This window comes from uncultured Kluyvera sp. (assembly GCF_902485085.1).
Classification (GTDB): Bacteria; Pseudomonadota; Gammaproteobacteria; order Enterobacterales; family Enterobacteriaceae; genus Kluyvera; species Kluyvera ascorbata.
Genome location: NZ_CABTJS010000182.1, coordinates 1 through 11571, shown reverse-complemented (window position 1 = coordinate 11571; position 11571 = coordinate 1). Strand labels below are relative to the sequence as shown.

Annotated in this window: 11 protein-coding genes and 2 pseudogenes; 10 read left to right on the top strand and 3 right to left on the bottom strand. The window is 54.8% G+C overall.

The window, feature by feature from the left end; genetic code table 11:
* Positions 1–41: 41 nt before the first annotated feature.
* Positions 42–809, bottom strand: coding sequence for a phytanoyl-CoA dioxygenase family protein (locus tag RDN66_RS22780; RefSeq protein ID WP_123650577.1), 768 nt, complete (start codon positions 807–809; stop codon positions 42–44).
* 161 nt (positions 810–970) lie between these two features.
* Here RDN66_RS22780 and RDN66_RS22775 point away from each other — a divergent pair, with 161 nt between their 5' ends.
* The gene (locus RDN66_RS22775) at positions 971–1792 is read left to right on the top strand and encodes a helix-turn-helix transcriptional regulator (protein WP_051910727.1); all 822 of its coding nucleotides are present in this window, start codon (positions 971–973) and stop codon (positions 1790–1792) included.
* On the opposite strand, the gene RDN66_RS22770 is transcribed toward RDN66_RS22775, so the two are convergent.
* The gene (locus RDN66_RS22770) at positions 1793–2137 is read right to left on the bottom strand and encodes a nitrous oxide-stimulated promoter family protein (RefSeq protein WP_202217304.1); all 345 of its coding nucleotides are present in this window, start codon (positions 2135–2137) and stop codon (positions 1793–1795) included.
* 64 nt (positions 2138–2201) lie between these two features.
* Positions 2202–2489 carry a SelT/SelW/SelH family protein gene (locus tag RDN66_RS22765; protein ID WP_202217303.1) on the bottom strand — a complete coding sequence of 96 codons (288 nt, stop codon included), beginning with the start codon at positions 2487–2489 and terminating at the stop codon, positions 2202–2204.
* A 115-nt stretch (positions 2490–2604) separates the two neighbouring features.
* On the opposite strand from RDN66_RS22765, the gene hemP reads away from it, so the two are divergent.
* The 9 genes and pseudogenes from hemP to tnaB form a co-directional block, all read left to right on the top strand.
* Positions 2605–2859: a hemin uptake protein HemP gene (gene hemP / locus RDN66_RS22760; protein WP_373995147.1), complete on the top strand. Its 255-nt coding sequence runs from the start codon at positions 2605–2607 to the stop codon at positions 2857–2859.
* A gap of 81 nt (positions 2860–2940) precedes the next feature.
* Positions 2941–4926, top strand: a pseudogene (locus tag RDN66_RS22755) (TonB-dependent hemoglobin/transferrin/lactoferrin family receptor).
* Between the two features lie 48 nt (positions 4927–4974).
* The gene (gene chuS, locus RDN66_RS22750) at positions 4975–6003 is read left to right on the top strand and encodes a hemin-degrading factor (protein WP_202217301.1); all 1029 of its coding nucleotides are present in this window, start codon (positions 4975–4977) and stop codon (positions 6001–6003) included.
* Complete coding sequence (locus RDN66_RS22745; protein WP_308538199.1) at positions 6000–6821, top strand: hemin ABC transporter substrate-binding protein; 822 nt, start codon at positions 6000–6002, stop codon at positions 6819–6821. Before chuS ends, RDN66_RS22745 begins: the two co-directional genes overlap by 4 nt.
* Positions 6821–7816 carry an iron ABC transporter permease gene (locus RDN66_RS22740; protein WP_202217299.1) on the top strand — a complete coding sequence of 332 codons (996 nt, stop codon included), beginning with the start codon at positions 6821–6823 and terminating at the stop codon, positions 7814–7816. Before RDN66_RS22745 ends, RDN66_RS22740 begins: the two co-directional genes overlap by 1 nt.
* Positions 7809–8588 carry a heme ABC transporter ATP-binding protein gene (locus RDN66_RS22735; protein WP_202217298.1) on the top strand — a complete coding sequence of 260 codons (780 nt, stop codon included), beginning with the start codon at positions 7809–7811 and terminating at the stop codon, positions 8586–8588. The genes RDN66_RS22740 and RDN66_RS22735 overlap by 8 nt, the downstream gene beginning before the upstream one ends.
* A gap of 198 nt (positions 8589–8786) precedes the next feature.
* On the top strand, positions 8787–8864 hold the full coding sequence (tnaC, locus tag RDN66_RS24385; RefSeq protein WP_072011356.1) for a tryptophanase leader peptide: 78 nt from the start codon (positions 8787–8789) through the stop codon (positions 8862–8864).
* 248 nt (positions 8865–9112) lie between these two features.
* Positions 9113–10528, top strand: coding sequence for a tryptophanase (tnaA, locus tag RDN66_RS22730; RefSeq protein ID WP_202217297.1), 1416 nt, complete (start codon positions 9113–9115; stop codon positions 10526–10528).
* Positions 10529–10645: 117 nt separating this feature from the next.
* Positions 10646–11461 (top strand): annotated as a pseudogene (gene tnaB, locus RDN66_RS22725) (low affinity tryptophan permease TnaB); the annotation flags it as partial.
* Positions 11462–11571 lie beyond the last annotated feature (110 nt).

Sequence of the window (11571 nt, the reverse complement as noted above, 5' to 3'; positions counted from 1 at the left end):
AGGCGAAGCATTTATGCCGACCCCGGGGCCGGCACGGTACCTTATTCCACATCCAACAGCCACTTCTGCGCCGGGGTCAACCGGCTCGCCGTTTCCGGCGTTAACCAGCGGCGCTGATCCTGCTGCGCGGTATCCGCCCGGTCGATATAGAGCCCGTGCAGCACGCGGCGACGTGAGCCTTCGCGGTTGGTGGTGCCGCCGTGCCAGGCGTGGGCGTTGTAGATCATCACGCTGCCTGCCGGAGCTTCAAAAATCACTTCATCCGGGTGCGGTAACCCTACATCTTCTAACACATCCTCCGGCAATTCCGGGCGCAGATGGGTCGCCGGGATAATGCGCGGCGCGCCGTTGGCGGCGTAGAGATCGTCGATGGCCCAGATGGTATTCACCAGGTGAACTTTCGGGAAATCCGGGCGCGGTTTTTTCCAGTCGGCGTGCAGCGGCTGATGACCGCCGTTGTACAGCGCCTCGCGGGCGTTGAGGCTGGAGATTTTAAACTCGCCCTCAAAGATGTACCGGCACGCCGACAAAATCAGCGGATGCGACCACACCTTTTCCCACACTACGCCCTTATTAACGAGGTTCGCCACGCGCGTCGCCGTCTCTTCCTGGTGGTGCTCCACCGCCAGGTTCTCCCCTTCTTTTTCCACCAGATAGTCAATGCGTTCACGCATCGCCGCCAGCCAGTCGGCATCCGCCACGCCGTGGACGATGGTGTAGCCTTGAGTATCCAGTTCATGTTTCATCGTTGCTGACAGTTCGCCGCTCGCGCCCAGCGCCTCCAGCCAGAATGCCGCTTGCTTGTCCATACCGCCCTCTCTTTTGTTAACCATTTCACAACATGTATGAAAAGTTACTGCACGCGCGGTCGGCATTCTGTATGAGATAGCTACACAACACTGGATTTTTGTGTACAGCAAAATAAAGTGTGATGAGATTCAAAATCCAGAATAATAACCAGGACATGAGCATGTCAGAGCAATCCCTCGTCCCCGTGCTGGAGCAGCTGCTTGCCCGGCAAAGCGACCTTGTCGTGCGGTTTCCGCAAACCTCGCAGCCCGCGCCGGAGTTGGCGATGAGCGTATCGTTCCCCCGGCTGGAAATCGTGCTGGAAGGCGAGCTTGCTGACGGCTGCCTGAGCGCGCCGCTAGGCCCATTGCAGGCGCTCTATTTGCCCGGCGGGCGTTGGAATGCCCCACAATGGCAAGGTGCTGCCACCACCCTTAGCATTCTGTTCAGCAAACAAAAGCTGGGCTTCAGCCTGCAACGTTTCGACGGCAAAAAATTCGTCGAGATCCGTAAGCAGCACGTCGCGCGCCTCGGGCCTCGGGTCGGGTCATATTTGCTGCTGGCGATGAACGAGCTGGCTATTCGCCCGGTGATGCCCACGGCGCAGATTGTGCTAAGCGGGCTACTGAGCCACTGTATCGATCAACTCACCCATCTGGCGGACACGGTCAGCAAGAGCAAAGAGCTATTTCTGGCCATTCAGGAATATATCGATGAGCACGCCGCAGAGGCGCTCAGCCGGGAGACGGTGGCGAAGAAGTTCCACATTACGCCGAACTACCTGTCGCACCTGTTTCAGAAGTCCGGCTCGGTGGGATTCAACGAGTATCTGACCGGAGTACGACTGGAGCTAGCGAAGAAATTACTGCGCGGGTATGAGATGAAAATCAAAGAGATAGCCCATCACTGCGGCTTTGAGGACAGCAACTACTTCTGCCGGATTTTTCGTAAACATACGGCACGTTCGCCGTCGGAATATCGCCGTCACTGCCGCACGATGTAGCTATTTCTTCGGGCGATATTTTTCCGGAAGCTCCGGCACCGGGCGACGGTCGTCAATCAGATGGCGGAGGGTCAGGATCGGGTGACGCCACAGCATACGCGGGCCAGCCCAGCGCATAATCTGCTTCATCTCTTCGCGTTTGGCGGGCTGATAGCAGTGTACCGGGCACTGCTTGCAGGCCGGTTTTTCCTCGCCAAACACGCACTTATCCAGTCGTTTATCAGCGTAGGCATTCAGCGCCTGATAGTGCTCTGCATCATCCTGCGCCTGCGGGCAACGTTGCTGATAGAGCGCAATCATGCTGCGGATGGTCCGTTTTTCCCGGTCGATGCGTTTGCCTGCCATAGCCTGTTCCTTACCAATAAAGATGCATTAATAATACACTTTTAATGGCGCTTTTGCAGCCGCATTATCCTTCGTGCTTATCCACGTGTCCCAGCGGTTTTTCCGGGAAACAAACGTCGCGAACCCGACGCTTTAGCTCGGCGGCATCCGGGAAACCTTCGTCGCGCTTGCGATCCCAGATGAGCACCTCGCCAACGGTAATAGTAAAAATCCCGCCGGTGCCGGGTACCAGCATCACCGAGGCAATGTCAACGTTAAAAGTATGTAACAATTCCTGCGCCATCCAGCTGGCACGGAGCATCCAGTTGCACTGGGAGCAGTACGTAATAACAATCGCGGGCTTCGGCATCATTTAATACTCATATCAATTTAATCAAATATATTCACAAGATAGCGATTTGTAGCGCATTATTTTGATGATTTCCGCATAAATTCACCTTAGACACAGATTTACGAAAAAGTTCTTGATGAGAACGCTTATCTTAAAGATAATCATTCGCATTATTTACATTTATTCATCATTTCACTGCGGATGTGCCCATATGCATGACACTACGGCAATACTAAAAAAAGAAAACGCGCCGCTTTCTCCGACCCGTTCAAAACAGCTGATCCAGAGTAAAGCTTTGCTCGGCGAAGAAGGCTGGGTCTTGATTGAACATAATGGTCAACACTATCTGCTGCGCCAGACGCAATCCGGAAAGCTCATTCTGACTAAATAAACACAACCTATTAAATACCGCCAGCCACCCAGGTTATCCCCAGGCAGCAAGCGCTTTTCAATTTCCCTATGGAGAGTTGTTATGTTACGCCTGCAATACGCCCCGCTGCGCCCTTCAATGTTAGCGCTTGCCATTAGTAGCCTCTTACCTGCAGCGGCTTTTGCCCAAACAGACACCCTTACCGTCACCGCAACGGGCAACGCCCGCAGCGCCTTCGAAGCGCCGATGATGGTCAGCGTGATTGATGCATCGGCACCGGAAAACCAGACCGCCAGTTCAGCCGCAGACCTCCTGCGTAGCGTACCGGGAATTACGCTGAGCGGCACAGGCCGAACCAACGGGCAAGACATTAATCTTCGCGGCTACGACCGTCGTGGTGTGCTGGTTCTGGTCGATGGCGTACGTCAGGGTACGGATACGGGTCACCTGAATAGCACGTTCCTGGATCCTGCACTGATCAAGCGTATTGAAGTCGTGCGTGGCCCATCCGCCCAACTGTACGGCAGCGGCGCGCTGGGTGGCGTAATCTCCTACGATACCGTGGATGCCAAAGACCTGTTGATGGAAGGCCAGAACAGCGGATTCCGCGTGTTTGGTACAGGGGCTACCGGCGACCATAGCCTGGGGATGGGCGCCAGTGCATTTGGGCGTACGGATAATCTGGATGGCCTGGTTTCCTGGTCTAGCCGCGATCGCGGGGACTTAAAACAGAGCGACGGTTCAACCGCGCCAAATGATGAATCTATCAACAACATGCTGGCGAAGGGAACCTGGACCATTGATGAAGCGCAGGCCCTGAGCGGTTCCTTCCGCTATTACAACAACAAAGCTCAGGAACCGAAAAACCCGCAGGAAATTGAAGCCTCAACTTCCAGTAACCCAATGGTTGACCGCTCGACTATCCAGCGTGATGCGCAGCTGTCCTACAAAATTGCGCCACAGGGTAACGACTGGCTGAATGCCGATGCCAAAGTGTACTGATCAGAGGCACGAATTAATGCCGAGAATCTGGATAAAACGACTGAATATCGTGAACAAACCACCAAAGGCGGTAAGGTAGAAAATCGTACTCGTCTGTTCGCGGATTCCTTTGCTTCTAACCTGCTGACCTACGGTGGCGAATACTATCGTCAGGAACAGAGCCCAAGCGGTGCGGCGACCGGCTTCCCTGACGCGAAAATCGACTTCAGCTCCGGCTGGTTGCAGGATGAAATCACCCTACGAGACCTGCCTGTCACCCTGTTAGGCGGCACTCGCTACGATAACTATCGCGGCAGCAGCGACGGCTACGCGGATGTAGATGCCGATAAATGGTCATCGCGCGCGGGCATGACCGTCAGCCCGACCGACTGGCTGATGCTGTTTGGCTCTTACGCTCAGGCCTTCCGGGCGCCGACGATGGGTGAAATGTACAATGACGAGAAGCACTTCTCGATTGGCCGTTTCTACACCAACTACTGGGTACCAAACCCAAATCTTCGCCCGGAAACGAACGAAACCCAGGAATACGGGTTCGGCTTACGCTTTGACAACCTGATGCTCTCCAACGACGCACTGGAATTTAAAGCCAGCTACTTCGATACCAAAGCGAAAGACTACATCTCCACGACCGTCGATTTCGCCGCGGCGACCACCATGTCCTATAACGTTCCTAACGCCAAAATCTGGGGCTGGGACGTGATGACCAAATATACCGCTGACCTGTTCAGCCTCGACGTCGCCTATAACCGCACCCGCGGTAAAGATACGGATACCGGCGAGTATATCTCCAGCATCAACCCGGATACCGTCACCAGCAAGCTGGATATTCCGGTTGCTCACAGCGGTTTCTCCGTCGGCTGGATTGGTACGTTTGCCGATCGCTCAACGCACATCAGCAGCTCTTATAGCAAACAGCCAGGCTACGCGGTGAACGACTTCTACGTTAGCTACCAAGGTCAGCAAGCGCTGAAAGGCATGACCACCACGCTGGTGCTGGGTAACGCCTTTGATAAAGAGTACTGGTCACCGCAGGGGATCCCGCAGGACGGCCGCAGCGGCAAACTTTTCGTAAGCTATCAATGGTAACAATTCGGCCCGGCATTTGGCCGGGCCATTATCTGGAAGGAAGAGACAATGAACCACTACACTCGCTGGCTTGAGCTAAAAGAACAAAACCCAGGCAAATACGCCCGCGACATCGCAGGTTTAATGAACATCAGCGAAGCCGAGCTGACCTTTGCTCGCGTTGGTCATGATGCCAAACGACTGAACGGCGAAATTCGCGATATTCTGACCGCGCTGGAAGCGGTTGGCGAAACCAAATGCATCTGCCGTAACGAATATGCCGTACACGAGCAGGTGGGTGCTTTTACCAATCAACAGTTGAGCGGCCATGCCGGGTTAGTGCTAAACCCACGCGCGCTCGATTTACGTCTGTTCCTGAATCAGTGGGCAAGCGTCTTCTTCATCAAGGAGAATACCGCCCGCGGCGAACGTCAGAGCATCCAGTTCTTTGACCATCAGGGCGATGCCTTGCTTAAAGTCTACGCAACCGACAACACTGACACCACTGCCTGGGAAGCGGTATTGCAGCGTTTCATCGTTGATGAAAATGCACCACTCGTGCTGAAAGCCAAAGAAACCACCAGCACCACCGTAACGGCCGACGCGCAGACCGTCGATCGGGAATGGCGCGCCATGACCGACGTCCACCAGTTCTTCTTACTGATGAAACGCCATAACCTGAGCCGTCAGCAGGCCTTTGAGCTCGTGGGTGACGATCTCGCCTGCAAAGTGCCAAACAATGCGCTTTCTCAGATTCTGGAAGCAGCAAATCAGGACGCCAACGAAATTATGGTGTTCGTGGGAAATACCGGCTGCGTGCAAATCTTTACCGGCACCATTGAAAAGGTCGTGCCGATGAAGGGCTGGCTGAACATCTTTAACCCAACCTTCACTCTCCATCTGATGGAAGAGCATATCGCTGAAACCTGGGTCACGCGTAAACCCACCGCTGACGGCCACGTCACCAGCCTGGAACTGTTCGCGAAGGACGGCACGCAAATTGCCCAGCTTTTTGGTCAGCGTACAGAAGGTGAACCAGAACAGGCTCAGTGGCGCGCGCAGATTAATGCGCTGACAGCAGAAGGACAGCCGGCATGAGATGCCTGCTTGCCCTGATTGCCGCATTTCCTCTGATGGCCTTTTCGGCTGCTCAGGAGAGACTCGTTACGCTCGGCGGCGACGTCACCGAGATTGTCTACGCACTTGGGGCGAAGTCGGCGCTTGTCGCACGCGACAGCACCAGTCAGTGGCCGCCAGAGGCGGCCGCTTTACCGGATGTCGGCTACCTTCGCCAACTGAGCACCGAGGGCATTCTTTCACTGCGCCCGACGCTGGTACTCGCCAGCAGGCAGGCACAGCCCTCGCTGGTGCTGCAAAAAGTAGAAGGCAGCAAGGTGAAGGTAGTGAACGTGCCGGGCGGCTACGATGCCGCCGCGATGGACAGCAAGGTAAAGGTCATTGCCGACGCGCTGGGTAAACAGCCACAGGGTGATGCGCTGCGCAAAACGTTACATGACGAGATGGCCAACATCCCGTCGCAACCGCTGAACAAGCGCGTGCTGTTTATCCTGAGCCACGGCGGTTCCGGCGCGCTGGTGGCCGGTCAGCAAACGGCAGCCGACGGTGCTATCAAGCTGGCAGGCTTGCAAAACGCCATGCAGGGCTTCGACCACTACCGCACCATGTCGCAGGAAGGGGTCATAGCCAGCCTGCCGGATCTGGTGGTTATCTCCGCTGATGGTCTGAAAGGCATGGGCGGTGAAGCCGCGCTGTGGAAGCTGCCGGGGCTGGCACAAACGCCTGCCGGGCGCAATAAGCAGGTGCTGGTGATTGACGATATGGCACTGCTGGGCTTCGGCCCGCGTACGCCGCAGGCGCTGCAACAGCTGCGCCAGAAAGCGGAGCAACTGTACTGATGAACGTCACCGCCTCACGCCAGCTGTGGCTGATGGTGCTGCTGCTCGTTGCCCTGACGCTGTTTGCCACCACGCTCGGCGCCATGCGCCTACCGCTGGCGAGCATCTGGCCGTCGGGCGATGAAGTGCTGCGTCATATCTGGCTCACCATCCGCCTGCCCCGCGTCCTGCTGGCGCTACTGGTTGGCAGCGCGCTGGCGCTCTCCGGCTGCGTGATGCAAGGGCTGTTTCGTAACCCGCTGGCGGACCCGGGTCTGCTCGGGATCAGCAGCGGCGCGGCGCTGGCAGTGTCTTTCTGGGTAGTGCTACCCGTTTCGGTACCGGCGCTGGTGGCCCTGTATGCGCCAATGCTGGCGGCGTTTATCGGCAGCCTGGCCGTGATGGCGGTGATTTTTGTCCTGAGTAAGGCGGGAGACGGTTCGCTCTCCCGCCTGCTGCTGGTTGGGATTGCGATTAACGCCCTGTGCGGTGCGCTGGTGGGCATGCTGTCATGGATAAGCAACGACACGCAGCTTCGCCAGATGTCACTCTGGGGAATGGGCAGCCTGGGGCAGGCCGAGTGGCCGACGCTGCTGGTTGCCGCCACGCTGATTATTCCTGCTTCGCTGGTAGTCTGGTGGACGGCGGCACGCCTGAACCTGCTCCAGTTGGGTGATGAAGAGGCGCACTACCTCGGCGTTAACGTGCGAGTGCTGCAAAGGCTGCTGCTACTGTGCAGCGCGGTGCTGGTGGCCGCTGCGGTGGCGATCAGCGGCGTCATTGGTTTTATCGGGCTGGTGGTGCCGCATCTGATGCGGATGTGGCTGGGGCCGGATCACCGGGGGCTTATCCCCGGCTCGCTGCTGGCAGGCGCCATTTTACTGCTGATTGCCGACACCCTCGCCCGTACCATCGCCGCGCCCGCCGAAATGCCAGTCGGTCTGCTGACTAGCCTGCTCGGCGCGCCGTGGTTCCTGTGGCTTATTTTCCGTCAGGAAAGGGGGATGCGTGGATAACCAGTACATTGCGCGCTCGCTATCGCTGAAACTCGGCAAACGCCGGGTAATTGATAATATCTCGCTGGCACTACAGCCCGGCGAAGTGACCGCGCTGATTGGCCCTAACGGCGCAGGAAAATCGACGTTACTGCGGCTGCTGACCGGCTTTTTATCCGCCGACAGCGGCGAGCAGCATATCGAGGGCAAGGCGCTGAGCGCCTGGTCTGCCTCCGCCCTTTCCCGCCGTCGCGCGGTGATGCTGCAGCGCACGCAGCTTAACGCCAACTGGCCGGTGGAAACGGTGATTGCAATGGGACGTGCGCCGTGGGGAACGCAGGTTGACCCGGCGCTGATTGCGCGGGTGATGGCCGAAACCGGCTGTACGCATCTGGCAGGCCGACTTTATCCGGCGCTTTCCGGCGGCGAGCAGCAGCGCGTACAGTTAGCAAGAAGCCTCGCGCAGCTATGGGGTGAAGATGGCCCGCAGGGCTGGCTGTTTCTGGATGAGCCCACCTCGGCGCTGGATCTTTACTACCAACAGCACCTGCTGCGACTGCTGAAAAAGCTGACCCGACGCGGCAAGCTGCATGTTTGTATCGTGCTGCACGACCTCAATCTCGCCGCGCTGTGGGCCGACTCGATACTGCTGCTGCATCAGGGAAAACTTGTAGCGCAGGGCACGCCGCAGGAAGTTATTCAGCAATCGGTGATTCACCGCTGGTACGGCGCAGAAATTGCGATGTGCCAGCACCCGGAAGCGGCGGTACCGCAGATTTATCTGACACCTTAATAAAGCGGGCGTGGCTTCACGCCCGCTTTATTACTCACGTAGGTCATTATTGCTTTATTTATTAAGTGCAGGCTAAACACTCACTATTGATAATGAGATATACGCATTCGTGACCAAATTCACAATTGAATAAAACGCCAATAGACAAATAAGTTAAATCTAATAATGTATATTCGTGTCTAATGGAGAGCATACATTATGAACTTCCACAATAGAACGTATAACACCTCAAAATGGTTTAATATTGACAACGTTATTGTCAATCACCGTCCTTAGCCCCTCATACGACTTCGCGTCCATATCATTGCAAACAGAAGCCTGAATTCTGTTTCTGATATCACATACCTATCTCAAGATAACTGTTTAATAGCAGAGATGTACCGCACGCATTTTTAATATGCCGCGAGCGGGACTTGTCGCTATATAACGTTATCTGGTCAAGGTATTCGTATTGCGCCCAGAAAATGGTTTTCATCATAAATGAATAACCTGCGGGACGAGTGTGTCTAAAAAAGGATTACGCCATGAATAACTTTAAACATTTGCCAGAACCTTTCCGTATTCGCGTTATCGAGCCGGTAAAACGCACCACCCGGGAACACCGTGAAAATGCGATTGTTGCTTCGGGCATGAACCCGTTTCTGCTCGACAGCGAAGATGTTTTTATTGACCTGTTGACCGACAGCGGCACCGGCGCCGTCACGCAAAATATGCAGGCTGCCATGCTGCGCGGCGATGAAGCCTATAGCGGCAGCCGCAGCTACTACGCGCTATGCCATGCCGTTAAAGAGATTTTCGGCTACCAGTACACGATTCCAACCCACCAGGGACGCGGCGCAGAGCAAATCTATATTCCGGTATTAATCAAAAAGCGCGAGCAGGAAAAAGGGCTGGACCGCAGCAAAATGGTCGCCTTCTCCAACTATTTCTTTGATACCACCCAAGGCCATAGCCAGATTAACGGCTGCACTGTGCGCAACGTTTATATTAAAGAGGCATTTGATACCTCTGCGCGTAATGATTTTAAAGGCGATTTCGATTTGCAGGGGTTGGAAAACGGCATTGAAGAGGTCGGCCCCAATAACGTTCCTTATATTGTTGCTACCATCACCTGTAACTCCGCGGGCGGCCAACCGGTATCCATGGCGAACCTGAAAGCGATGTATGCCATCGCGAAGAAATATGACATTCCGGTGGTGATGGACTCCGCGCGCTTCGCGGAAAATGCCTGGTTTATTCAACAGCGCGAACCGGGATATCACGACTGGAGCATTGAAGAGATTACCCGCGAAACCTACAAATATGCCGATATGCTGGCGATGTCGGCGAAAAAAGATGCGATGGTGCCGATGGGCGGCCTGCTGTGTATCAAAGATGATGGTTTCTTCGATGTTTACACCGAATGCCGCACGCTGTGCGTGGTGCAGGAAGGTTTCCCAACCTACGGCGGCCTCGAAGGCGGGGCGATGGAACGTCTGGCCGTTGGCCTGACCGACGGGATGAATCAGGACTGGCTCTCCTATCGTATTAAGCAGATTCAGTATCTGGTCGACGGGCTGGAGGCTATCGGCGTTACCTGCCAACAGGCGGGTGGGCACGCGGCGTTTGTCGATGCCGGTAAGCTGCTACCGCACATCCCAGCCGAGCAGTTCCCGGCGCAGGCGCTGGCCTGTGAACTGTATAAAGTCGCCGGTATTCGCGCCGTTGAGATCGGCTCCTTCCTGCTAGGACGTGATCCGAAAACCGGCAAGCAGCTCCCTTGCCCGGCAGAGCTACTGCGCTTAACCATTCCACGCGCCACCTACACCCAAACGCATATGGACTTCATTATTGAAGCCTTTGAACACGTGAAGGAGAATGCACCAAATATTAAAGGCTTAACCTTTACCTACGAACCGAAAGTATTACGACACTTCACCGCAAAACTGAAAGAAGTTTAATTCCCACCGATTCCAATGGCTATATCACTGATATAGCCATTGGAGATTCTGGCACCTGGCATCATTGATTATTTCTGACGACAGCAGAAACGTAAACGTTATCAATAAGGGAAGGCCATGGAAGAAGCGTCGAATACAAAACATTCCTCCTTCTGGGGAATTATGGTTATTGCCGGCACCGTCATCGGTGGCGGAATGTTTGCATTACCGGTTGACCTTGCTGGGGCATGGTTTTTCTGGGGTGCATTTATTTTAATTATTTCCTGGTTTTCTATGTTGCATTCCGGGTTACTACTTTTAGAGGCTAATCTTAATTATCCCGTAGGTTCCAGTTTTAATACCATCACTAAAGATTTAATCGGTAATAAGTGGAATGTGGTCAGCGGTATTACCGTTGCCTTCGTTCTGTATATCCTGACCTATGCCTATATCTCGGTCAACGGGGCGATCATCAGCGAAACCATCAGCATCAACGCCGGAACGCATGTTAATCCACGTATCGTCGGTATCTGTAGCGCAGTGTTTGTCGCCAGCGTGCTGTGGGTTAGCTCCCTTGCGGCTAGCCGTATCACCTCCTTTTTCCTCGGCATTAAAATTATCGCCTTCGTGGTGGTCTTTGGCTCCTTCTTCTTTCAGGTCGACTACACCATTCTTCGCGATATTGCGGCACCGGAAGCGAACAGTACCTGCCTCCCCTATATTCTGATGGCGGTGCCGGTATGCCTGGCGTCGTTTGGTTTTCATGGCAACATTCCCAGCCTGATAATCTGCTACGGCAAACGTAAAGACAAACTCATTAAAAGTATCGTCTACGGTTCGCTGTTAGCGCTGGTTATCTATCTGTTCTGGCTCTACTGCACGATGGGCAATATCCACCGCAGCAGCTTTAAAGAGATTATTGCTTCGGGCGGGAATGTGGATGCGCTAGGGAAGGTGCGAATAAGCGGGGAAATTCTTCTCGGCTGACTCAGTCATTTCATTTCTTCATGTTTGAGCCGATTTTTTCTCCCGTAAATGCCTTGAATCAGCCTATTTAGACCGTT

Bases quoted from the DNA above. Each gene is read 5' to 3' on its own strand.
- RDN66_RS22780 (WP_123650577.1), bottom strand. From the start codon at position 809: ATGGACAAGCAAGCGGCATTCTGGCTGGAGGCGCTGGGCGCGAGCGGC.
- RDN66_RS22775 (WP_051910727.1), top strand. From the start codon at position 971: ATGTCAGAGCAATCCCTCGTCCCCGTGCTGGAGCAGCTGCTTGCCCGG.
- RDN66_RS22770 (WP_202217304.1), bottom strand. From the start codon at position 2,137: ATGGCAGGCAAACGCATCGACCGGGAAAAACGGACCATCCGCAGCATG.
- RDN66_RS22765 (WP_202217303.1), bottom strand. From the start codon at position 2,489: ATGATGCCGAAGCCCGCGATTGTTATTACGTACTGCTCCCAGTGCAAC.
- hemP (WP_373995147.1), top strand. From the start codon at position 2,605: ATGAGAACGCTTATCTTAAAGATAATCATTCGCATTATTTACATTTAT.
- chuS (WP_202217301.1), top strand. From the start codon at position 4,975: ATGAACCACTACACTCGCTGGCTTGAGCTAAAAGAACAAAACCCAGGC.
- RDN66_RS22745 (WP_308538199.1), top strand. From the start codon at position 6,000: ATGAGATGCCTGCTTGCCCTGATTGCCGCATTTCCTCTGATGGCCTTT.
- RDN66_RS22740 (WP_202217299.1), top strand. From the start codon at position 6,821: ATGAACGTCACCGCCTCACGCCAGCTGTGGCTGATGGTGCTGCTGCTC.
- tnaC (WP_072011356.1), top strand. From the start codon at position 8,787: ATGAACTTCCACAATAGAACGTATAACACCTCAAAATGGTTTAATATT.
- tnaA (WP_202217297.1), top strand. From the start codon at position 9,113: ATGAATAACTTTAAACATTTGCCAGAACCTTTCCGTATTCGCGTTATC.